This is a genomic window from Arthrobacter sp. 24S4-2 (genome assembly GCF_005280255.1).
Classification (GTDB): domain Bacteria; phylum Actinomycetota; class Actinomycetes; order Actinomycetales; family Micrococcaceae; genus Arthrobacter.
The window spans coordinates 2,724,975-2,747,275 of the sequence record NZ_CP040018.1 but is presented as its reverse complement, the minus strand read 5'-3'; the positions used below and the strand labels follow the sequence as shown (position 1 = coordinate 2,747,275).

General features: G+C 65.7%; 20 protein-coding genes and 2 pseudogenes. 11 read left to right on the top strand and 11 right to left on the bottom strand.

Features of this window, described 5'->3' with window-relative positions; all coding sequences use genetic code 11:
* Window positions 1-3 precede the first annotated feature (3 nt).
* On the top strand, window positions 4-2,799 hold the full coding sequence (locus FCN77_RS12590) for a LuxR family transcriptional regulator (RefSeq protein ID WP_137322532.1): 2,796 nt from the start codon (window positions 4-6) through the stop codon (window positions 2,797-2,799).
* Here FCN77_RS12590 and FCN77_RS12585 read toward each other — a convergent pair.
* From FCN77_RS12585 to FCN77_RS12555, 7 genes and pseudogenes are all read right to left on the bottom strand, one after another.
* The gene (locus FCN77_RS12585; RefSeq protein ID WP_254678979.1) at window positions 2,787-3,440 is read right to left on the bottom strand and encodes a LacI family DNA-binding transcriptional regulator; all 654 of its coding nucleotides are present in this window, start codon (window positions 3,438-3,440) and stop codon (window positions 2,787-2,789) included. The genes FCN77_RS12590 and FCN77_RS12585 overlap by 13 nt on opposite strands.
* 5 nt (window positions 3,441-3,445) lie before the next feature.
* Window positions 3,446-3,625: pseudogene (locus FCN77_RS12580) on the bottom strand (mannitol dehydrogenase family protein); the annotation flags it as partial.
* Window positions 3,626-3,854: 229 nt separating this feature from the next.
* Window positions 3,855-4,337 (bottom strand): annotated as a pseudogene (locus FCN77_RS12575) (nucleoside/nucleotide kinase family protein); the annotation flags it as partial.
* 181 nt (window positions 4,338-4,518) lie between these two features.
* A complete protein-coding gene (locus tag FCN77_RS12570) occupies window positions 4,519-5,580 on the bottom strand; it encodes an NAD(P)-dependent alcohol dehydrogenase (RefSeq protein ID WP_137322531.1) in 1,062 nt (353 codons plus the stop codon).
* Window positions 5,581-5,617: 37 nt separating this feature from the next.
* Window positions 5,618-6,532: a carbohydrate ABC transporter permease gene (locus FCN77_RS12565; RefSeq protein WP_137322530.1), complete on the bottom strand. Its 915-nt coding sequence runs from the start codon at window positions 6,530-6,532 to the stop codon at window positions 5,618-5,620.
* On the bottom strand, window positions 6,529-7,497 hold the full coding sequence (locus tag FCN77_RS12560) for a carbohydrate ABC transporter permease (protein WP_137322529.1): 969 nt from the start codon (window positions 7,495-7,497) through the stop codon (window positions 6,529-6,531). The genes FCN77_RS12565 and FCN77_RS12560 overlap by 4 nt, the downstream gene beginning before the upstream one ends.
* Window positions 7,498-7,559: 62 nt before the next feature.
* A complete protein-coding gene (locus tag FCN77_RS12555; RefSeq protein WP_137322528.1) occupies window positions 7,560-8,909 on the bottom strand; it encodes a sugar ABC transporter substrate-binding protein in 1,350 nt (449 codons plus the stop codon).
* Between the two features lie 278 nt (window positions 8,910-9,187).
* Between FCN77_RS12555 and FCN77_RS12550 the strand changes: the two genes are divergently transcribed.
* Window positions 9,188-10,111, top strand: a complete 924-nt coding sequence (locus FCN77_RS12550; protein WP_137322527.1) for an AraC family transcriptional regulator — start codon at window positions 9,188-9,190, stop codon at window positions 10,109-10,111.
* A gap of 233 nt (window positions 10,112-10,344) precedes the next feature.
* Here FCN77_RS12550 and FCN77_RS12545 read toward each other — a convergent pair whose 3' ends face one another.
* Together FCN77_RS12545 and FCN77_RS12540 are read right to left on the bottom strand one after the other, a co-directional pair.
* Window positions 10,345-11,601, bottom strand: coding sequence for an FAD-dependent oxidoreductase (locus FCN77_RS12545; protein WP_137322526.1), 1,257 nt, complete (start codon window positions 11,599-11,601; stop codon window positions 10,345-10,347).
* Window positions 11,594-12,790 carry an MFS transporter gene (locus tag FCN77_RS12540; protein ID WP_254678978.1) on the bottom strand — a complete coding sequence of 399 codons (1,197 nt, stop codon included), beginning with the start codon at window positions 12,788-12,790 and terminating at the stop codon, window positions 11,594-11,596. The genes FCN77_RS12545 and FCN77_RS12540 overlap by 8 nt, the downstream gene beginning before the upstream one ends.
* A 179-nt stretch (window positions 12,791-12,969) precedes the next feature.
* Between FCN77_RS12540 and FCN77_RS12535 the strand changes: the two genes are divergently transcribed.
* From FCN77_RS12535 to FCN77_RS12500, 8 genes are all read left to right on the top strand, one after another.
* Entirely contained in the window at window positions 12,970-13,791 is an 822-nt protein-coding gene (locus FCN77_RS12535; RefSeq protein ID WP_137322524.1) for an IclR family transcriptional regulator, read from the top strand.
* A gap of 130 nt (window positions 13,792-13,921) precedes the next feature.
* Window positions 13,922-15,064: a cupin domain-containing protein gene (locus FCN77_RS12530; RefSeq protein ID WP_137322523.1), complete on the top strand. Its 1,143-nt coding sequence runs from the start codon at window positions 13,922-13,924 to the stop codon at window positions 15,062-15,064.
* Window positions 15,064-15,891 (top strand): fumarylacetoacetate hydrolase family protein, encoded by an 828-nt coding sequence (locus tag FCN77_RS12525; RefSeq protein ID WP_137322328.1) that lies wholly within the window; start codon window positions 15,064-15,066, stop codon window positions 15,889-15,891. The genes FCN77_RS12530 and FCN77_RS12525 overlap by 1 nt, the downstream gene beginning before the upstream one ends.
* A complete protein-coding gene (locus tag FCN77_RS12520; RefSeq protein ID WP_137322522.1) occupies window positions 15,891-16,658 on the top strand; it encodes a maleylpyruvate isomerase family mycothiol-dependent enzyme in 768 nt (255 codons plus the stop codon). The genes FCN77_RS12525 and FCN77_RS12520 overlap by 1 nt, the downstream gene beginning before the upstream one ends.
* Window positions 16,659-17,012: 354 nt before the next feature.
* The gene (locus tag FCN77_RS12515; protein WP_137322521.1) at window positions 17,013-17,279 is read left to right on the top strand and encodes a hypothetical protein; all 267 of its coding nucleotides are present in this window, start codon (window positions 17,013-17,015) and stop codon (window positions 17,277-17,279) included.
* A 5-nt stretch (window positions 17,280-17,284) separates the two neighbouring features.
* Window positions 17,285-18,805 carry a CYTH and CHAD domain-containing protein gene (locus FCN77_RS12510; RefSeq protein WP_137322520.1) on the top strand — a complete coding sequence of 507 codons (1,521 nt, stop codon included), beginning with the start codon at window positions 17,285-17,287 and terminating at the stop codon, window positions 18,803-18,805.
* A gap of 239 nt (window positions 18,806-19,044) precedes the next feature.
* Window positions 19,045-19,284, top strand: a complete 240-nt coding sequence (locus FCN77_RS12505; RefSeq protein WP_137322519.1) for a hypothetical protein — start codon at window positions 19,045-19,047, stop codon at window positions 19,282-19,284.
* A 168-nt stretch (window positions 19,285-19,452) separates the two neighbouring features.
* Complete coding sequence (locus FCN77_RS12500; protein WP_137322518.1) at window positions 19,453-19,881, top strand: SRPBCC family protein; 429 nt, start codon at window positions 19,453-19,455, stop codon at window positions 19,879-19,881.
* Between the two features lie 88 nt (window positions 19,882-19,969).
* On the opposite strand, the gene FCN77_RS12495 is transcribed toward FCN77_RS12500, so the two are convergent.
* Both FCN77_RS12495 and FCN77_RS12490 read right to left on the bottom strand, forming a co-directional pair.
* Window positions 19,970-20,725, bottom strand: a complete 756-nt coding sequence (locus tag FCN77_RS12495) for a MerR family transcriptional regulator (protein WP_137322517.1) — start codon at window positions 20,723-20,725, stop codon at window positions 19,970-19,972.
* Between the two features lie 145 nt (window positions 20,726-20,870).
* The gene (locus FCN77_RS12490) at window positions 20,871-21,146 is read right to left on the bottom strand and encodes a hypothetical protein (protein WP_137322516.1); all 276 of its coding nucleotides are present in this window, start codon (window positions 21,144-21,146) and stop codon (window positions 20,871-20,873) included.
* A 316-nt stretch (window positions 21,147-21,462) separates the two neighbouring features.
* Between FCN77_RS12490 and FCN77_RS12485 the strand changes: the two genes are divergently transcribed.
* Entirely contained in the window at window positions 21,463-22,248 is a 786-nt protein-coding gene (locus FCN77_RS12485; protein WP_137322515.1) for an SDR family oxidoreductase, read from the top strand.
* Window positions 22,249-22,301 lie beyond the last annotated feature (53 nt).

The following is a 22,301-nucleotide window of genomic DNA, read 5'->3' as shown; positions in this document are numbered from 1 at the left end:
ACGATGCCCGATTTTCACCTCGACCTCTACGCCGGACGCACCGCGGAGATCCAACACCTGCAGGACCTGCTCCAGTCTGTCCGCTCCGGAGCCCCTGGAGTCGCCATAATCCGCGGCGACCAGGGTTTGGGCAAGACCTCCCTGGTGGAACACTTCCTCCGTCTGGATGCGAAGGCGGGTAACCGGTCAACAGTCCTCCGGGCGGCCGGAGCCCTGTGGGAACGCGATAGTGACTTCGGGCTGATTCGGCAGCTGCTTCTCTCGCCTCGCCTGGAACCGAACGCTGGAATCCCGGAGCGGCCCGGCGGGTTCGGAGACGTCCTTCTTGCTGAAATAACCCGTCTCGCCGGCGAGGCCGGTCACGCACTGATTCTCTGGATCGACGACATCCAATGGGCAGACCGGCCATCGCTGCGGGCCCTCTTGCATGTTCTGCGCCGGCTGCAGCCCATCGCGTTGCTGACCATACTGTCAACGGACCCGACGCTGAGCGAACTGGATGATGCCGCCGCCGGACTTCTTAGCTTTCCCTCCGCTCAGACCATAAGGCTGGCTCCACTTACTCCGGGCGATGTGCAGCTCATTGCCCGGCAGATTCATGGCACCGGCGGTTCCGAACTTTCCCTGCCGGCAGCCAGGAGCCTCATCGAACACACCGGCGGCCGCCCGGGGCTTGTCCGGCCCCTCTTGGAACAGTTCCATCCGTCCGCCTGGTCAACCGGACAGAGAGTCCTGCCGGTACCCGCCGAACTGGCGGCGTCTATCAGCAGGAAGCTGGCCGGGCTGCCGCCGGAAGCCCTCCCGCTTGCCGAAGCGGCGGCCGTACTTGGCGTCCGCTCCCCGCTGGCCCAGGCAGCCGGCCTGGCGGGGATTTCGAATGTCCTGCCTGCCGTCGACGCGGTTCAGGCAGCGGGTCTGATGACGCTATCCACTGACGCAACAGAGACCATGCTTCAGTTCCCGCTACCCGTGGTGTGGGCTGCGGCCTATCAGAACCTTGCGGCCGGACGCAGAATTGCGCTGCATTCCTCAGCCGCCCGTCTGACTGCCTTGCCGCACGAGCAGCTGAGACACCGGGCAGCTGCAGCCTTGTTGCCTGACGCTTCACTGGCGAATGAACTGAAGGAGGCGGCCTCCTCTTTCGCCGCAACCGGCGCCTGGGGGTCCGCCGCCGAAGCGTACGCCCAAGCCTCCCGGCTCAACCCGCTGCAGGAGCAACGGCAATCCCTTCTCGTCAGGGCCGTGGACGCCATGGTGGGCGCCGGACAGCTGCCCCGCGCCTCCGCGGCGGTGGAAGGCTTAGCACCGGGGCCGCAGGGCGATGCGGTCCGCGCGTATCTGGCGATTCTCTTTGGCCGTCCTGCCGAGGCCGATGCTTTGCTCGAAAAGGCGTGGAAAGCCGTAGACGCCGCGACAGATCCGGGGACGGCAGCTCAAATATGCCAGCGGCAGGTGCTTCACTCCCTGGCCCGGTTTGATGGCCGGGAACTGGTGACCTGGGCCGTCCGGGCCAGAAGCATTGCGCCGGCAGGCAGCCCGGCGGCGATCGAGGCCCGCGCCATTGAAGGACTCGGGCTCGGGGCCGTGGGCCGATTCAGCGAAGCAGAAGAGAGCTACCGCGTAGTCGAACGGCTGACCGAAAACAGCGCGCAGCAACAGCGGATCAACATGGGCAAGGGCTGGCTGCATCTGGCCATGGACCGGCCCGAAGAAGCCCGGAGCGAGCTCGCCAGCGCTGTGCCGACAGAATTCCGCCATGGCTCCCACCGGATTTCCCTGTGGGCACAGGGCTGGCTGGCGAGGACTGATCTAGCCTTGGGTGCCTGGGACAGCGCCCTGAGAACCGTCGAGAATGCCGTGACCGTCCAGGAAGAGTCCGGCATTGAGCTACTACGGCCGCTGCTGCACTGGAGCGGCGCACAGATCCACGCTCTGCGCGGTAATTGGGACTCGGCTGCCCATCACTTGGAGCGGGCCGCCGTCGCGACCGACAGCTACCCGATAATGCTCCTGCCGTACAGCATTGCCCAAGCGCAGGTGGCCGAGGTCAGGGCAGATTACGACGGCGTTGTCCGGGCCCTGCTACCTGTCGTCCGGATGCGACGCAGCAGCGGAATCGATGAACCGGGATTCTGGCCCTGGCAGGACCACTACGCCAATGCCTTGGTCATGGTGGGACGGGTGGAGGAAGCCGGGCAATTCCTCCGCCCCCTTGAGCTTCTTGCGGAGAAGCGTCAACACAGGTCAACACAGGCAAGGCTGGCTTACGTTCGCGGCAGGATCCACGCGGCCGCAGGTGACCTCGATGCTGCCCGGCTCAGCTTCCATGGCGGTCTGGCAAAAATAGAAACACTGCCGATGCCCTACGCGCGGGCCCGGATCCTCTTCGCCTACGGTCAGTCTTTCCGACGCGCGGGGAAGCGACGGGAGGCCGCGGACGCGCTGATCCAAGCCCGCGAACTCTTTTCCGTGCTTGGCGCACTGGCATACGCCGATCGCTGTTCCCGTGAACTGCGGGCCAGCGGGGTCAGCACGGAGGACAGCGGCAGCACAAGCACATCAGCCCCGGCAGCGTCCGGCTCGCCGGACCTGCACGAAGAACTGACGGATCAGGAACAAGCCGTTGCGAGGCTGGTCGCTGCCGGCCTAAGCAACAAGAGTGCGGCAGCTGAATTGTACGTTTCCGTGAAGACCGTGCAGTACCACCTGACCCGGATATACAGAAAGCTCCACGTCAGTTCGCGTTCAGAGCTAGCCGCCTTGTACACGGAAGGACGCCGGGGCCGTCAGGAACGGTGACGCTTTGTGCTGGTGCGCTCGGCGAGGGCCGTGGGCAGTTGGTGGTTGCCGGGGATGGGGGTTTCTTCGGGCTTTTGCAGCCTGTCCAGGAGCAGGGACGCGGCAAATGCGGCTTCGTCGGCGACCGGCTGGGCAATTGTGGTGAGGCCGAGTATCCAGCTCATCGGGTGATCATCGATGCCTATCATCGAGATGTCCTCCGGGCACGATAGGCCGTGTTCTTTCAGGGCCATGAGGGCCCCAAAAGCAACCTCGTCGCAGCCTGCGAAGACGGCGCTGGGCAGGTTCCCGCGATGCTGGATGATCTCGGACATGGCCTTCCGTCCGCCTTGGACGGTGTAGCCGGCTTCGATCACCCAGTCCGGGTTGACGACGACGTCGTGTTCGGCGAGGGCCGACTCGAAACCCCTCCTGCGTTCGGCCGTGGCCACTGTCGTGCCGTTGCCGGTCTGTTCTCCAGCGAGGAAGGCTATGTCCCAGTGCCCGAGCGTGAGCAGCCTGTTCGTGGCCACTTTGGCCGCGGCTTCGTTATCTATGCCGACGTTGTCCCAGGGGACGTCATGCATGCCGACGCTGGCGACCGCCAGCCCACTGGTGAACAGGGCGGCTGTTTGGGCGGCGGTGAGGTCGACGTCAATCACGAGGGCGCCCAGTCAAGTGCGTGGCCGGCGTTCATCAAGCGGTCCAGATACATGGCCTGGTGTGCGCGGTGGAAGCCGCCGACGCCGAAATGGACAATTCCCGCCGTCAAAGCTGCGCGGTCATAGGAGGGTTTGCCCACAGCAGCGGGGAGTTCGCGGAGAGTTGAGCTGGTGAGTGAGTGCATGTTTTTAGCCTTTCGGAGTGTGCTGGTCGATCGTCGGGGAGCCCGGTTCCCGGGCCCCATGGCGGGCTGGCATCTTCCCGGAAACAGGTGATGGCCCTGGCCTTGCCGGCATGGGCAGAAAGTGCGTTGAGCAATGTCCGGGATGGAGCCGCGCCTGCCGTTTTCGGCTGAACGCCCTGTCGAGGGCTTTAGGTGGTGGCATTTGCTGCCTCCTTGCTTGTGCTGGGGGTCAGGACCACGGGATGATCCGGTCTGCTGCATGGCGGGTGGCTTCGATCAGCCGGGCGTTGGTTTCGTCGGTTCCGGCCGCCCACGTTTGCGCTGCGGGGCGGTCTTTGCCGAAGAGGATGTGCCTGTCCACGAGCCGGGAAAGGCGCAGGTGTCGGGCTGTATCCAGGAACCACGCCTCGTCCAGCTGCGCCCGGACCTGCTGCCACGGGGGCAGTTCCGCGAGGAGGTAGTTGCCCTCGGTGATGACGAGCGGTACGGCTGCGGGTACTGCAATGGACGCGGCCACCGGTTCGTCGATGGTGCGGCGGAAATCGGGCGCATAGACCACGTGCTCGTCCCGCAGTGCGAGGCGCTGCAACAGCGAGAGGTATCCGCCGACGTCGAACGTGTCGATGGCGCCTTTGCGTTCCCTGAGCGGTGTGCTGTCGATGATCGTGTTTCCCAGATGGAACCCGTCCATCGGCACCACGACGGCGGACCCGGCTCCGAGATGTTCCTGAAGGCAGGCGGAGAAGGTGGACTTACCCGATCCGGGGCTCCCACGATACCGAGCAGCATTCTGTTCCCGTCGGCGAGGCGAAGCCGGAGATCCGCCACGGCCCGTTCCACCTCGTGTGACCGGAGGGCGTCAGTCCCCGGCCGCCCGGTTTCCGCGGTGGTCATCAGCGGCCCGGGTAGACCACGGCTTTGAGCTGCCCGGGCTGCTTGCCGGCCTTGAGCGCGTCTTCGGATTCGGCGAGTGCGAACTTGCCGGTGACCAGGACGTCGAGGTCCACTTTTCCGTCGGCGATCAGCTGGATGGCCAGGGGCCAGGTGTTGGTGTAGCGGAACACGCCGGAGAGCCAGATCTCCCGGTTCTGGATGTAAGAAACGGGAAGTTCGACGTCGTCCGCCCCCAACCCAACCAGGATGACCTTCCCGGCCGGTCCCACCGCTTTGATCCCGGAGCGGACGGCCTGCGGGGCGCCGGAGGCGTCGATGAAGGCGTCGACGTCGAGACCTTCGACGCTGTCGGTCCGGGCGTTGAGCGCGTGGGTGGCACCGTGTTCCAGGGCGAAGGCCAGCCGGTCTTCGGCAATGTCACTGATGTAGATTTCCGTTGCCCCGAACGCCCGGGCGGCCTGGGCGGCGATGATGCCGATCGGTCCGGCGCCGGCGATCAGGACCCGGCTGCCGGGCTTGATGTCGGCCCGTTCGCAGGCCCAGAGCCCAACGGACAGCGGTTCGATTAGGGCCGCTGCTTCGTCGCTGACGCTATCCGGGATGTCGTAGGCGAAGTCGCTCTGGATGGTTACGTATTCGGCGAAGGCGCCGTCGATCGGCGGGGTGGCGTAGAACTCGATGTCCGGGCACAGGTTGTACCGGCCGGCTTTGCATTGCTTGCACTTGCGGCACGGGCGCTGGGGTTCGACGGCGACGCGGCTGCCGATGCGGTTAGGGTCGACGGCGCTTCCGACGGCGGCGATCCGTCCGGAGAGTTCGTGGCCGAGGATCAGCGGGTGGTCCACCACGTAGTCGCCGATCCGGCCGTGCTCGTAGTAGTGGACGTCGCTGCCGCAGACGCCGACGGCCGCGACCTGCACCAGGACCTGATCGGCGTCGAGCTGCGGGACAGGCAGGGTTTCCACGGCCATGTCCCCCTGGCGCTTCAGGACGGAGGCGCGCATGGTGGTTGGCAGCTCCGGCTGTCCGAGGGCCGGGGACTGGGCGGTTGATGTTGTCATCGATGTAATCCTCTAAGAATCGAAGGGGAACGGCGGGCTATTTCACGGCGCCGAGCGAGAGGCCCTGGACGAGCTTGTCCTGGGCGGCGAAGCCGGCGAAGAGCACGGGCAGGGAGATGACGACGGCGGCGGCGCAGACCTTGGCCAGGAACAGTCCCTGGCTGGACACAAAGCCGGTCAGGAAGACGGGTGCGGTGCCGGCCATGACGCCGGTAAGGACCCGGGCGAGGAGGAGTTCGTTCCAGCTGAAGATGAAGCAGATCAGCGCGGTGGCCGCAATGCCGGGCATGGCCACGGGGGCGATGATCTTGCGGAGGGTGAGGAGCAGGCCGGCACCGTCGATCTGGGCTGCTTCGAGCATTTCCACGGGCACTTCGGCGAGGAAGGAGCGCATCATCCACACGGCGATGGGCAGGTTCATGGAGGTGTACATCAGGATCAGGAACCAGATGTTGTCCAATGCCCCGGTGTTCTTGGCGAAGAGGTAGAGCGGCAGGATCGCGGCCACGACGGGCATCATCTTGGTGGAGAGGAAGAAGAACATGACGTCGGTCCACTTCTTCACCGGCCTGATCGACAGCGCGTAGGCCGCCGGGATGGCCAGGACCAGGACCAGGACGGTGGAGAGGATGGAGGCGGTGGCGGAGTTGATCAGTGGCGGCCAGGGGCTGACGCCGGAGCTTGCCCCGAAGAACTCCTGGTAGGCGTCCAGGGTGAGGTTGGCTGCGAGGGACGGCGGGTTGGTGGCGGCGTCCGTTTCGGAGTGGAAGGACGTGAGGATCATCCACAGGACCGGGGCCGCGAAGAGCAGGGCCAGGAGCCAGGCGGCGAGTCCGGCTGCTGTGCTGTTGCGGGTGGGGTCCATGCGGGACTTCCCTCGGCGGGCCTTGCCGCCGCCATTGGTTGCAGCGGTTGCCTGCGTACGGGTAGCCGCGGATACGAGGGTGCTCATCGTGCTGCCTCCTTCTTGAAGAGCGAGAAAACGGTGCGGAGCGCGAAGGTGGCCACGATGATGGTGCCGATGACCACCACGACGCCGGCGGCGGATGCCAGGCCGTACTCGTTGGCGAAGTAGAACGTCTGGTAGATGGCGTAGGGCAGGTTGGCCGTGCCCAGGCCGCCGGAGGTGAGGGTGAAGACGGCGTCGAAGTTCTGCACGATGTAGATCGCGCCGAGCAGGCCGCCGAGTTCCAGGTACTGGCGCAGGTGCGGCAGGGTGAGGTGGCGGAAGATGTCCCACGGGCTGGCACCGTCCATCTGGGCGGCTTCGACCGTGTCCATGGGGCGGGACTGGAGCCCGGCGAGCAGGATGAGCATCATGAACGGGGTCCACTGCCAGACCAGCGACACGATGACAGCCATCAGGGGTGCCTGGGACAGGAGGTCCGGCTGGGGCGGGGTGTCGCTGCCGAACAGCGACCAGATCCAGGTCAGGATGCCGTTGATCAGCCCGTAGGTCGGGTTGAGGAGTGCATGCTTCCAGATCAGGGCTGCGGCGACGGGCACCACGAGGAACGGTGCGATCAGCAGGGTCCGGGCCAGTCCGCGGCCGATGAACTTCTTGTCCAGCAGCAGCGCCAGTCCGAGGCCGACGACCAGGCTGGCCAGGACCACGGAGACGGTGAGGACGATGGTGGTGAAGATGGCCTGGCGCAGGTCGGCGTTGGTGAGGACCTGGATGTAGTTCTCGAAGCCGGCGAATCCGGTCTGGTCCGGCCGGAGGCTGTTCCAGTTGAGGAACGAGATGATCAGGGTCACCACGAACGGCAGCTGGGTGACGATGATGAGGAAGATCAAGGCCGGCAGCAGCGGCGCACGCCGTGCCCAGGCCAGGGCGCGTTCACGCGATCTGGCGGTCTTGGAAGGTTTGGTAATGCTGTGCCCGGAACGGGGAATGCGCGCTGTTGCTGTTGTCATGGTGGTCTCCTGCGGTCCTGTGACCCGCCCGGCGGCGGGTCACAGGACCGGTTGGTGGGTTGTTACTTCTTGTACTTGTCGCCGATTCTTTGGGCGGTTTCCTGCCCCTTGGCCAGCGCATCGGCCACTGTTCCCTGGCCTGCGATGGCGGAGCTGACACCCTGGGAGACCGTGGTGCCGAGGTCGGCGAATTCGGGGATGCCGACGAACTGGATGCCGACGACCGGGCGTTCCTGGACGCCGGGGTTCTTCGGGTCGGCGTTTTCAATGGCGGAGCGTTCAGCCTTGAAGAACGGCGCGGCCTTCTGGAACTCGGCATTCTCGTAGGTGGAGATGCGTTTGCCGGACGGGACCTTGGCCCAGCCGAGCTTGGATGCCACCAGCTCTTCGTACTTCTTGGAGCTGGCCCAGGCGATGAACTTGCCGGCGGCGTCCTGCTTCTTGGACGCGGCCTGCACACCCCAGGACCAGGTCCACAGCCAACCCGAGGAGTCAGTCTTTTTCACCGGTGCCTGGGCGTAGCCGATCTTGCCTTTCACCGGGGACGCGTCGGCTTCCAGGGCGCCGGCGGCGGAGGTGGCGTCGTACCACATGGCGACTTTGCTTTGGCTCATGTTGTTCAGGCACTCGGTGAACCCGGCCTGGGCAGCCCCTGCTTCACCGTGCTCGCGCACCAGCTTGGTGTAGAACTCGGTCGCTGCGGTGAATTCGGGGGCGTTGACCTTGGCGTTCCAGTCCTTGTCGAACCAGGTGCCGCCGAAGGTGTTGACCACGGTGGTCAGCGGTGCGAAGACCTGGCCCCAGCCCGGTTGGCCGCGCAGGCAGATGCCCTTCATGCCGGGGGCTGCGCCGTCGGCCTTGGCGGCAAGGTCGGCCACCTCGTCCCACGTGGGTTTCTCCGGCATGGTCAGGCCCTTGGCGTCGAAGATGTCCTTGCGATACATCAGGAAGGAAGACTCCCCGTAGAACGGCTCCCCGTAGAGCTTGCCGTCCTTACCGGTCAGGGACGCCGTGTAGGCCGGAAGGATGTCGGCCTGGTTGAACTCCGTGTCCTTGGCGACATTGTCCAGCGGGGCCAACCAGTTGTTGGCGGAGTAGAAGGGGATCTCGTAGTTGGACAGGGACGCCACGTCGTACTGGCCGGCCTGGCTGGAGAATTCCTGGCTGATTTTGGCCCGGACGTCGTTCTCCGGCAGCACGGTGTAGTTGACCTTGACGCCGGTTTCCTTGGTGAAGTTGTCCGCCGTCAGCCTTTGCAGGTCCTCCATTTGCGGGTTATTCACCATGAGGACGTTAATGCTGTTCTGGTCGCCGGCCGCCGTGCCGCCACCGGCACCGGCGCAGGCCGACGCTGAAAGAGCGATACAGAGGGCGCCGGCAGCCAGTGCGGCAGCGCGTGTTTTTGGGCGCATTAAGGACTCCTTTGTTCTTCATGGGGGGTGCACAGCCGCCGCACCTCGACTGCTGCGTCGACGTACCGGACTGGAGCGGGACTTACGATCGGGGATCCGATGTGCCGCGCTGATGTTCCCCAACTTTAGGCGTGTGTCATGCGGCACAACTAGCGTCCTGGTTGCCGATTTCTGATACTAATTTTCCCTGACCCCACCGGGCTGCACGCGCTAACCTAGGGGAAGGCTCCTAAGTCACTGTCCATATTTCATAAACACCCACCCCAGGGAGAACCATCATGACTGCCGTGGACCCCGCCGACGGTGCCACCGCCAGACTGGCCGAAAGACTGCTGGGTATGCGCGCCAACAGGGAAGTCATCCCGCCGGATCCCAACCACTCGGTCCGGTGGAACCAACACGACTACCCCAGCCCGGTGGCACGGTGGAACTACCACCCCCAGTACGAGATCCACCTCATCCGGAAGGGCACCGGAAAATTCATCGTCGGAGACCACATCGGCACGTTCGAGGCCGGCCATGTGTCCATCGTGGGGTCAGGGCTGCCCCACGACTGGGTCAGCGACCTTGAGCCCGGCGAAGTGCTGGAGAACCGGGACGCCGTGATCCAGTTCGACAGAAAATGGGTTGAGCAGACCGCATCCCTTGTCCCCGAGATGGCCGAGGTCAAGCCGCTGCTGGAGCAGTCCGCACGCGGCATCGAATTCCTGGGCCGCTCAGCCGAGACGGCAGCCGCAGCCATCGAGGCGATGGGCGTCACCACGGGTTTGGAACGGCTCCAGCACCTGTTTGAACTGTTCGGAATCCTTGCCCGGGCACCACAGGAAGAACGGCGCTTCCTGGCCGACGAATTGTTCAGGCCGCAGCTGGACGGCCAGGCCGCAGCCGTGGTCGACATCGTGCTGGAGTACGTGTTCAGCAACCACGCCGGCAATGTCAAGATGTCCGAGGCCGCAGCCTTGGTGGGAATGCCGGAACCCACCTTCTCCAAATACTTCAAGCGGGCCACCGGCCAGACCTTCAGCGACCTCGTCCGCAAACTGCGCCTGGCCCACGCACGGCGCCTGCTTGAGAGCACCGACAAAGCCATTTCGGACATCTGCTACGAAGTCGGCTTCTCGAACCTGTCCAATTTCAACCGGCATTTTCTCAACGACACCGGCGAAACCCCGCGGCATTACCGCCAGAGGGCCCATGACTGAGGTTCCAGCCAGAACTTCGTTTCAACTCCTAGTTCCTGCCATTTCTCCTGGCGCGGGCTATCAGGACTCCATTCCAAGCGCCACACCTGCAAGGAACCTGCCGGCGTCCTACGATTTCATCTGAGGGCCTGTTTCCTTAAAACGGGTCTAGGCAGCCAGGCGCCAGTGCCCTTCACAGGGCACTGGCGCCTGACCGCCTGTACTTCCGAAACAGACGCCGACCCGTCGCCCGGTCAGGCAGAAATCCGATCCGCCAGAGTGCGATGGGCCGCGCGTGCGGCCGGCACGCCGTCGCCACCCTGGCCGTACAGCCAGTCGTTGTACTGGAAGTTGTTGTCCTTCCGGCTCTTGAAGAGCAGGTTGCGCAGCGTCCGGGCCAGTCCGGAGACGTGCCAGGATTCGCCCCAGATGCGGGCGGTACGCTGGACCCGGGCGGTTCGGCCAACGCGGAGGTTGTTGAATTCCTTGATGGCGTCGTCCCAGCCTTCCGGGTTGGCGCCATCCGCGGTGAACACAGTGGCGTTGCTGACGTCTTGCAGCACAGCGGCGTCCTCGAGCGCCTGGCAGGCACCCTGGGCGAGGTACTGGAGCATCGGATGGGCGGCATCGCCCATCAGCACCATCCGGCCGGCGACCCAGTTTTCGATTGGATCGCGGTCGTACATGGGCCAGCGCATGCCGGTGCCCAGGTTTTTCAGCGCATCCCGGACGGCCGGGACGCAATCCTTGTACGCAGCCTCAAGCTCGTCCACTCCCCCGTACTGCTCCTCGCCGCGCTCGAAGGAGGCGGACTTGAAAACGGCTACGGTGTTCAGCAGCTCGCCCTTGCGCAGCGGGTACTGCACCAGGTGGCAGTCGGGTCCGAGGTAGACGATAACGTCCTCGAGATCCGCCTTGGGCGTGTTTTCGGTGATCGGCACGGTGCCGCGGTAGGCCACGTAAGCAGAGGGCACCGGCTCGTCGTTTGCCACCAGCGGACGCAGGGTGGACTTGAGCCCGTCGGCGCCGATCACGACGTCGGCCTCGTAGTCCACGCCGGCAGCGGTGTGGGCCACGCCGCGGCCGTTGACGGTTTCAACACTCTCGACCATGACGTCGTTGACGAGCTTGACGCCCGCCGCCTCGCAGCCTTCGAGCAGGACCCGGTGCAGGTCGCTACGGTGGATCACGACGTACGGCGCACCGTAGCGTTCCTCGAATTCCCCGCCGAGCGTTTGGCGCGTCAGCTCCTCGCCGGTGACGGCGTCGCGGAAGACCAGGTGTTTGGGCTGGACGCCGATTTCCAGGGCCTTTTCCAGCAGGCCCCAGCGGCGGAGGACCCGAGAGGCGTTGGGGGCCATCTGCAGCCCGGCGCCCACCTCGCCGAATTCGGGGGCCCGTTCCACGAGGGTGACGTTGGCGCCGTTTTCACGCAGCGCGAGGGCTCCGGCCAGTCCGGCCATTCCCCCTCCGATGACGAGGACATCGGTGGACGTGGCGTGCTCAGACATTGCTTGCTCCTGTTGGTGAGTATGGGATTGAGGATTTTGACTTGAGTTTGAGGCCGACGGCGGCCAGCAGGACCGCGGCGATGGCGGCTGCACCGGCGAAGGCGAGGAAATTGGAATTGACGCCCAGTCCGGCGGCCAGCAGCAGGCCGCCGACCTGCGGTGCGGCGACGGCGCCGATGCGGCCCGTCCCCAGTGCCCAGCCCAGCGCGGTCCCGCGCAGGTGTCCGGGATAGTGGCTGGCGACGGCGGCGATGATGAGGCACTGCGTGCCGTGGGTGCCGACGCCGGCGAGCACCAGCATGAGGTACACGACGGTGACCGGCGGTCCCGTGACCAGCACCACCAGCGCACCGGCGGCGACGGCGGCCGCGGCGATCGCCGTCGGAATCGGACCGAAACGGGTCCCGGCCCAGGCCGTGATGACCGAGCCGGCCACCGCACCAAGGTTGAGGGCAAGGGCGAAGGTCAAGGCGGACCCCAGGTTGTAGCCGGCCAGCTGCATGAGGTTGGGCAGCCACGTGCCCAGCCCGTACCAGGCGAACAGGGTGGCGATCGTCGCCAGGGCGAACAGCAGGCTGACCCCCAGATATGGGGCGCGGAGCAGGGAGGAGAAGCCGGCCGCCTTGCGGGCGCCCTTTCCTGTTGCACTGCCTGTGGCGTGGACCGGGGCCAGCGTCTCCGGCAGGCATTTCAGTCCGAGCGGCACCACGATCAGCAGGGCCATCACGGCCACAAGGAACATGGACTCCCAGCCGAAGGCGGGAATCAGTTGGATGCCGACGAGTGCAGCAATCGATCCGCCGATCGGGACACCGGACATCATCAGGGTGGCGATCATCGAACGCCACCTGGCCGGGACCAGTTCGGCGACGAGGGCGTTGGCCGAGGGCACCAGGCCGCCGAGCCCGATGCCCGCCAGCAGCCGCAGTCCTCCGAAGACGGCTGCACTGGGGGCGAAGGCGCAAAGGATGGTGAAAATCGAGAAAACGACGGCACAGCCAAGAATGGTGCGGCGGCGCCCCCAGGAGTCGGCCATCCGGCCGGCGAAGATCGCCCCGATCATCATGCCGACGAAGGCCATGGAGCCAATGGTCCCGGCAGTGGCCTTGCTCAGGCCCCAGCCGGTCTCGGAAATCAGCGAGGACTGGACGGTGCCGTAGACGATCAGGTCGTAGCCATCGAAGACCACCAGGAGCCAGCAGACCAGGACGGCGGCTGCCGAGCCTTTGGAAAACCGCGATGCAGGCCCATCGGCGGCAGAGGGGCGGGAGCCCCGGGCGGGAACCGGTGCGGCGCTGCATCGGGAAGTGTGTGATTCATCCCACTACTGTCGTGGCCACCTCACGTGAAGCACCATACAATTCTGATGTGCAGAACAACCCATCGGCCAAGTCCGCCCGTAAGCCCGTCCAGAAACGGCCGACTTATTCCATCGAGGCGGTGGACAACGCGTTGCAGTTGCTCCAGCTGCTCCGCGACGGCGGTGCACTCAGGCTCAAGGACGCCGCGGCCGAGCTGGGCGTAGCCCCTTCAACCGCCCACCGGCTACTGGCGATGCTGGTCTACCGGGGCTTCGCCGTCCAGGACGAAACGCGGCGATATGTCCCCGGCCCGGCAATGGGGGTCGGGCCGGCCGGACTCAGCTGGACCCGCCTGCTCCGCTCCATCGCCCAGCCGCACATGGAGCTCCTCTCCGGGCGGCTCAACGAAACCGTCAACCTCATGGTGCGGGTGGGGACCAAGGTGCGGTTCCTTGCCACCGTGGAGGGCGGCAACGTACTACGGGTGGGCGACCGCCAAGGGACCGTCATGCCAGCCAACAAGACGTCCGGCGGGAAGGCCATGCTCGCCGAACTGGAACCGCCGATGATCGAGCAGCTCTTCCGCAGCCACAACGCGGAAATCGGCGGCGACACCATCCCGGACAACGAATATCCTGCGTTCCTGCGCGAGCTTGGGTCCATCCGAGGCAACGGCTTCGCGGCCAACTTCGAAGGCACAGAGGAGGGGGTGAGCGCCCTCGGGATGGCCCTGCACAACCGTCACGGGCACGTCGTCGGCGCGCTCACTGTGGCAACTCCATCGACCCGCTTCCGCAGGGTGTTCGACGCCGGACTCGTCGCCGCCCTGCGGGAAACCTGCCGGCAGTTGGAGATCGATATCGCGGCAAACCCGGCCGAGCCGGACTGAACACCGCAGTTTCGGCCAAGCCGAGTCCTACAAACAATTCTGTTCAGCAGAATATGCTGGGGATCACACTGCCGCCTCCGTAGGGTCGAACTACGCCAAAGAACTGTTCTGACCTACCGAGGAGGCCCACGTGTCCATCAGCGCCGAGAACACAACTCATGAATCAGTGGCCGCGGGGCATGTTGTCCCGGAGCCGACGCCCGAGGAAGCTGCCCAGCTGGAGGAGCTGTACCGGGATTTTGACCGGGAGAACCTGATCCCTTTGTGGACGGAGATCGCGGATTTGATGCCGATGGTCCCTTCCCCGAAGGCCGTGCCGCATGTGTGGCGGTGGAGCGATCTGTACCCGCTGGCGGCCCGTGCCGGTGACCTGGTCCCGGTGGGCCGCGGCGGTGAACGCCGGGCCATCGCTTTGGCGAACCCGGGCCTGGCGGGCACACCGTATGCCACGCCCACGTTGTGGGCAGCGATCCAGTACCTGGGTGCCCGCGAGACCGCCCCGGAACACCGCCACTCCCAGAACGCGTTCCGCTTCGTCGTTGAGGGCGAGGGTGTCTGGACGGTGGTGAACGGGGACCCGGTGCGGATGTCCCGCGGGGACTTCCTGCTGACTCCGGGCTGGAACTTCCACGGCCACCATAACGACACCGATGAGCCGATGGCCTGGATCGACGGCCTGGACATCCCGTTCGTGCATTACGCCGACGCCGGGTTCTTCGAGTTCGGCACCGAACGCGTCACCGACGAGGCCACCCCGGACATCTCCCGCTCCGAACGGCTCTGGGCCCACCCCGGCCTGCGCCCGCTCTCGGGCCTGGATGACACCACCAGCTCCCCCATCGCGGCGTACCGCTGGGAACACACCGACCGGGCCCTGACCGAACAGCTGCTCCTGGAGGACGAGGGCCACCCGGCCACCGTCTCCCAGGGCCACGCCGCCGTCCGGTATTCGAACCCCACCACGGGCGGGGACGTGATGCCCACCATCCGGGCCGAGTTCCACCGCCTCCGGCCCGGCGCCACCACCGAAGCCGTCCGGGAGGTTGGCTCCAGCGTGTGGCAGGTCTTCGAAGGCACCGGCACTGTGGTGCTGAACGGCGAAACCAGGACCCTGGCCAAGGGCGACCTCTTCGTCGTCCCGTCCTGGCAGCAATGGTCGCTCCAGGCGGACCCGCAGACCGGAACCGGGTTTGATCTGTTCCGGTTCAGCGATGCCCCCATTTTCGAACGGCTGAACTTCAGCCGCACCTACACCGAAGGACGCAACAAGTAATGAGACTCCTCACCCTCCGCACGGGAAACGGCACGACGAAGGCTGTCCGCCAGGACGGGACCGCCCTGACTGAGATCGATGGCTTCGCCGACGTCGGCTCACTGCTGCAGGACTCCGCCTGGGAAGAGAAGGCGAAGGCGGCGGCCGGCGCGACGCACCCGATCGAGGGCGCGGACCTCGCCCCGGTGGTGCCCTTCCCGGGCAAGATCATCTGCGTGGGCCACAACTACCGCAACCACATCAAGGAAATGGGCCGGGACGTCCCCGAGTACCCCACCCTGTTCGCCAAGTACCAGGAATCCCTGATCGGCCCCAACGATGACCTGGCCCTCCCGCAGGAATCCGACACCGTCGACTGGGAAGCAGAACTCGCCGTCATCATCGGCAAGAAGGGCCGCCGGATCAGCGAAGCCGACGCCCCGGCCCACATCGCCGGGTACGCCGTCCTGAACGATGTGTCCATGCGCGACTACCAGTTCCGCACCATCCAGTGGCTCCAAGGCAAAACCTGGGAAAAATCCACCCCGTTCGGCCCGGCCCTGGTCACCACCGATGAATTCACCGCCGGCCCGCTGATGACCTCCGCGGTCGACGGCGAAATCCAGCAGCAGACCCCCACCGGCGACCTCGTCTTCACGCCCGAGTTCCTGGTCTCCTACATCTCCACCATCATCACCCTGAACCCCGGAGATGTGATCGCCACCGGCACCCCGGGAGGGGTGGGCCACGCCCAGGACCCCAAACGCTACCTGCAGGAAGGCCAGATCCTGGTCACCACCATCGAGGGCCTGGGCCAGCTGAAGAACCGCGTCATCAAGGAAGCCTGATGGTTGCCCGCCACGACCGGACCACGGACCCGGAACTCCTCGCGGCACTGCTGCAGGCGCGCCGGGGCACGGCGTTCTTCGCCCGCAAGCTCAACGAACTCAGTGACGCGGACCTCGACGGCGCGTCGCTGCTGCCCGGCTGGACCCGCCGCCACATCACCGCGCACATCGGCTACAACGCCCGGGCGATCGCCCGGCTGGTGGAGTGGGCGGGCACCGGCGTGGAGACACCCATGTACGCCTCCACGTCGGTGCGGGACCACGAAATCAGCTTCGGCGCGACCCTGAGCCCGATTGCGCTGCGGCACCTCTTCGACCATTCCGCCGTGCACCTGAACGTCGAATGGCGGGACCTGCCCGGGGATGCCTGGCACCACAAAGTCCGGACCATCCAGGGCCGCGAAGTGCCCGCCACCGAAACGGTCTGGATGCGTACCCGCGAAGTCTGGATGCACGCCGTCGACCTCGACAACGGCGCAACCTTCACCGACATCCCCGCACCCGTCCTGGAACGGCTCCTTCGCGACATCACCGTCGCCTGGAAGACCCGCGGCACCGACACGGGCCTCCTTATTAACGTGACGGGCACGGACCCGACGTTCGGCGACACCACCGCGAAGAACCCGACCGTCATCACCGGACCCCTGCCCGCCATCGTCGAATGGGCCGCAGGCCGCGGCACCCAAGGCGTGACAGCAACAGGAGTCACGGCATCAGGCGCCGCGGCCACCAACGGAACGGTTCCGGCCGCGCCGAAGTGGATCTGAGCTCTTCACCGCCACGCTTCCGGCATTGAAACTCCTGTGCAAAACGGGAAAGCCCCCTCGCCGAGGGGGCTTTCCCGTTTAACTGCGCGTTAACTGCGCGGAGTAGCCCGTGGAGAGTGCCGCCAGCGACACACCGCCGGCCGCGGCGGGGATTCCTCGGCGCGGAAGCCAACGCGGACACGTTCATGCGGTCCGGACTGCACTAACGCGAGTCCGGGTCAAAATCAAGGTCTGTTCCGGCCGGTAGCCGGGCAATACAATCGGGGGTGGACGCAACCGGCCAAGGCACCCCCGGACACGCCCGCAAGGGGGAACCACACCATGTTCCAGCGGTGCCGACAAAGGATGCGGACAATGACAGACATTCAAGGGCTCATCAGCTCCCTCCGGCCCGAAGACCTCGCCGTTCTTCAGGAACGTGGCCCGGGCCAGCTCCTTGGCCCGGACATGCTCGATGCCATTGACCGCGCTGCCGGCGGCCCCGGCGAAGGCCGCGGCTACTACATCGTCCGCGGCAGCCTGGTGCCGCTGGAACGACGCCAGTACCACCTCCGCGACGACGTCGTCGCCGCGATCTTCGCCCCCTCAACTCTGGAAGGCGCCGCCGGGGCGGACGCCTGACCGCCGTGACATCCGCCGGCAAGGTTGAAACCGAACAGAAGTACGACGCCGGCACCTCCACCCCGCTCCCGGAACTGCTGGAGATCCCCTGTGTGGAACGCGTCGCGGAACCCGTGTTGGATCATCTCGAGGCCGTCTATTTCGACACCCCGACCCTTGCCCTCGCCGCCCGGCGCATCACCCTTCGCCGCCGGACCGGCGGGGCCGACCACGGATGGCACCTCAAACTCCCCGTCGGAGCTTTCCGGAGGCAGGAAATCCATGCCCCGCTGGGGCAACCGGACACGGTGCCCGAAGAACTGGCCAGCCACCTGCACATCTACACCCGCGGCGAAGACCTCGTCCCCATCGCCCGGCTCACTACCCAGCGCACCACATACCGGCTCTACGGGTCAGGAGGCGAGCACCTGGCCGACTTCGCCGACGACCGGGTCCACGCCCAAGCCCTGCACCCGGTACACACAGAGCAGCACTGGCGCGAATGGGAGATTGAACTCGTCCATGGCGCCGACCGGCTCTTCGCGGCTGCCGAAGAAACGCTCAGCGCAACGGGTGCGGTCCGCTCGGCGCATGCCGCCAAACTGGCACGGGCACTGGGCGGGGCCTGGCCGCCCGAACGCGTCCCCGCCACACCGGAACCGCAGAAGAAGGGACCGGCAGCCGACGTCGTCACCACCTACCTCCACGACCAGATCACCGAACTCTTTACCCATGACCCCGGCGTGCGCCGCGAAACACCGGACGCGATCCACCAAATGAGATCCGCGACCCGCCGCGCCCGCTCAGCCCTGACCACCTACCGCCCACTCTTCGACAAACCCACAGTCAAAAAACTCGCGGACGACCTGAAATGGCTCGCCCGGATCCTCGGCCAGGCACGAGACGCCGAGGTCATGCGCGAACGCCTCCGCCACCACCTCGGCGACATGCCGGAGAACGACAGCGCAGGCCCCTTTCCCGCACCTCTGGAACGGGAGCTCGACACCGCCTACAACAGCGGATACCGGAAAGCGCTTCAAGCCCTGGACTCCGGCCGCTACCACCAGCTCCTGACCGGCCTCGAAAACTTCCGCGACCACCCGCCCACCCGGGCCCGCGCCTCCAAGCCGGCGCGCGCCATGACGGCCCGACTGGTCGACAAAACCACCAAACGCCTCAACCGCGCACGCAAAGCCGCCGAACGGACCACGTCCTGGCCCGAACGCGACACCGCACTGCATCAGGTCCGCAAAGACGCCAAACGCCTCCGGCACGCCGCCGAATCCGTCACCTCGATCCACGGAAAACGTGCCCGCAAACTCGCCAAGGCCGCCAAGCGGCTGCAGCAGATCCTGGGCGACCACCAGGACAGCGTCCTCGCCCGCGACCTCCTGACCCGCCTCGCCGCCGCACCGGAGCCGTCCCCGGAGACAGCCCTCACGTACGCCCGCCTGCTCACGAACGAAAAGCGCATCACCCGCAACACGGAAACGGCGTACCGCAAAGCGGCCAGGAAGAATGCCCTCACCATCCGGCTGCGCCACTGACCCCGGATCCCGACGGGCGGCCGTGCCGACTCAGACGACCCGTCCGCCCGACGTCGCGTGCCGCCCGGCCACCCGTCCGGTGATCTGGTCCGCGGGTAAGGGGCGGCGAGCCGCCTTGACTTCGTTGCCCCGACATATTGGACTGTGTTTTGCCGTGTGATGAAGCAGGCGTTGGCGGCTTCAGTCATTCCCGTGCCGGAAAGTACTCCGGACCGGGCCGGAGAGTTAGGCCACGGCGCATGAAAAAAGGTATCAACAATGAAATCCGGCTTGCGGCGGTGCGTCCCGGCGATGTACTGACTGTGCACCACAGCCGCTTCCGGGTCCTGTCCTCACAGCGCGAAGCAGGTCTGGTGACGCTGGAATTGGATGATGCACCTGAACACCCACTGACACTCATTGGGGTGCCCTCCATGGCCGTTCAGGTTGAGCCCGACCACGACAGCCTGGCCGTACCAAGGGATCCCGAGGGCCTGTGAATCGGTTTACCCAGGACGAGGCCCTTCGCTGCCCCGCAGCACCTGTCTGAAGAGCGGGGCGCAAATGGGCCGCTACATGAACCGTAGCGAAGCGAATTCTTGGTGAAGTCCCCCACCGTCCGGCCGATATTCGAGGCAGACGAAAACTCCCCTGCCTAGTCTGTGCTGATGGAGTATATTGCGTCGGAGGCGCTAATCAATGCGCGGGCATCGACCGTTTGGGAAGTCATCACCGATGCCGGCAACCTTACCGTCTGGGAGTCCGGCATCACCGCAATCGATGGCGAACTGCGCAACGGTGGAACCATCCGAATCAAAACAGCGGATGCCGGGGGGCGAACCCTCCGGCTCCGCGTCCAGCAAATGCCTGGCGAAGTCATGACCTGGACCAGTCGCCTGCCGCTCGGACTGCTAAAACGGACCCGCACCTTCACGCTGTCGCTACAGGCAGGACTCACCCACCTCACGGTCAAAGAAGAAGTCAGCGGTCCTCTGGCAGCCTTCCTCGGAAACACCCGCCCGGATACTTCCCAGCATCTGAATGAATACGTTCACGCCGTCACGAACCGCGCCGAACTGCTCGACCGGGCCTCATAGAACCTCCCGGAGTATCCGGACGAGACCCAAGTCGCTGTCTACGTGGTACCTCAATCGCCGGAGTCCGTCGGGATCCCTCGTTGAGCAGCTAAAGGTTCGCTTCCGCGTAGACGCGCAGGGCATCCCGCACGAAAGCGGCTCCGGACTCGCCGCCATAGTTGGCGCTGAACCGCGGATCTGCAACATACATTTCGCCGAGGCCGGTCACGTATCCCTTAACGTCACCGCCCGATGCCGCCGGTGTCCCGGGGATGCCACGGAGCCATTCAACCTGCCGCCGTGCGAGGTCCTGCGCTTCGGCGCTGTCGGCTGCGATGCCCGCGCTGGCTGCGGCGATCCAGTCGCTGCCGAGCTGCTGCGAGCGTTGCTTCCAGGCCGCCTTTTCCGCGGCGTCCATTCCACGCCACCAGGCGTCGCTGCTGGCGTAGGCCTCCTTGCCCCAACGTGCCTCCACTTCCTCCTTGTACTGGGTGTGGTCAAAGCCGTCGAACATGTCTTCTGCCATAAGTTTTCCACCTCCTTTCACTGCGTCGATGGTGCGCTGGACCGACGCGATCTGCCGGTTCAGCCTGTCCTGCTCCTGCTGAAGCCACTTCAGGTGGCCGCTCAGTGCCCTGGCGGCATCCGTCTCGTTGCCGAGCACTTCGGCGATCACCGACAGGCCAAGGCCCAGCTCGCGCAGCAGCAGGATCCGCTGCAGTTGGACCAGTGCCTCCTGGTCGTAGTGCCGGTAGCCGTTATGGGCAATCCGGCTCGGCTTGAGCAGGCCGATGTCGTCATAGTGGCGCAGCGTCCGGCTTGTGGTGCCGGCGACCGTGGCGATCTGTTGGATCGACCAGTCCATGCGTTCCTCCTTCCGCTGCGCCTCCGGGGCCGATAATCCGACTCTAAAGGTTGACGCACCGGCAAGGTCAAGGACCTGGCATCGCCTGGACCTGGCCACAAAGGAAAAGCCCCGGACCTGAATGGTCCGGGGCTGCGGGCGTCTGTTACCGCTCGATGCTGACGGTGAGATCCAGGTGGATGTCGCTGTCGGCGGCGAGGCGGCCCTGGAGGTACCGGGCCAGGCTCGCATCGGTGGCAGTGTGGACGCTGTTTGGGATCGCTCCGCGCAACAACGCCTGGGTGTTGGTGGACTTAACCACGTCCAGCGGCGCCCAGCCACGGTGGGCGGAGGTGAGGCGTTCAATGTCGGTGCGGAACGAGCGCTTGTGGTCGTCGCGGACAGTAGCACGCATGGTGAACGGGATAAAGGCGGTGGGCATTGGGGATCCTTTCACGAGGCAGCCGCTTATTGGCGCCCCGGTTAAAACAAGGTCGCTGGGGTCCTTGGTATTCCTTTGAAACAGGTAAAGAGTCCCAAGTCACGGCACGGGAGCGGCCGTCTGTAGGTCAACGCTATGAGCCCTTGGCTGTGGGCGGGAGGCACTGGGAGTACCTGTATCAGCAGTCCCTTCCACCCCGGGATCGTCTCCTGTTGTATGGATAGAAATCCCGCCTTGGATTAGTGGCCACGTCAGTGCGTGCGCACCGCCGACCCTCGCGCCACGAACAGTCGCCACGAACAATCAAGGAGCGATAGTGAGCACTCGCCCCAGCACCGTACTGGTTATCGGTGCGACCGGCAGCCCAGGCCGGCTCGTCGTCGAGGAAGCCCTCCGGCAGGGTTACACCACCCGTGCCCTGGTGCGCCACCCCGACAAGGCCCGGCGGCTGCCAGAGGAGGCGGAAGTCGTTGTCGGGGACGTTACCCGGCCCGAAACCCTGGCCGGCGCCGTGGAAGGGATCGGCGCCGTCGTCTTCGCCCTCGGCTCGGACGGCGCCGGCACGGTCGGTGCCGAAACTGTCGACTACGGCGGGGTGCGCAACGTTCTGGCAGCCCTGGGCCAACGGACAGTCCGGGTCGCCCTGATGACCTCCATTAGGGTCACCAACCGCACGGGCGCCTACAACCGGTCCAGCGAAGCCCACGATTGGAAGCGCCGTTCCGAACGGCTCGTCCGTGCCAGCGGCCTGCCGTACACGATCGTGCGGCCGGGCTGGTTCGACTACAACGGGTCCGACGTGCACCGGCTCGTCCTGCTCCAGGGCGATACCCGCCAAGCCGGTAACTCCAGCGACGGCGTCATTGCCCGGCGCCAGATCGCCCAAATCCTGGTCCACAGCCTCGATTCACCGGCCGCGGAGCGCAAAACCTTCGAGCTCGTCGCAACGGCGGGCCGCGCGCCCCCGGACTTCGACGCCCTGTTCGCCCCGCTCGAAACGGATCCCGCCGGCGGACTTGACGGCGTACACGATCAGCAGAATATGCCGCTGGACACCGAGCCGCGGCACGTGCGTGAGTCGCTCCACGCCCTCACTCCCTAACAGAATCCGATGGAATCCCTGCCACTCCGCTTTCCACCGCCCACGAAAGGAAC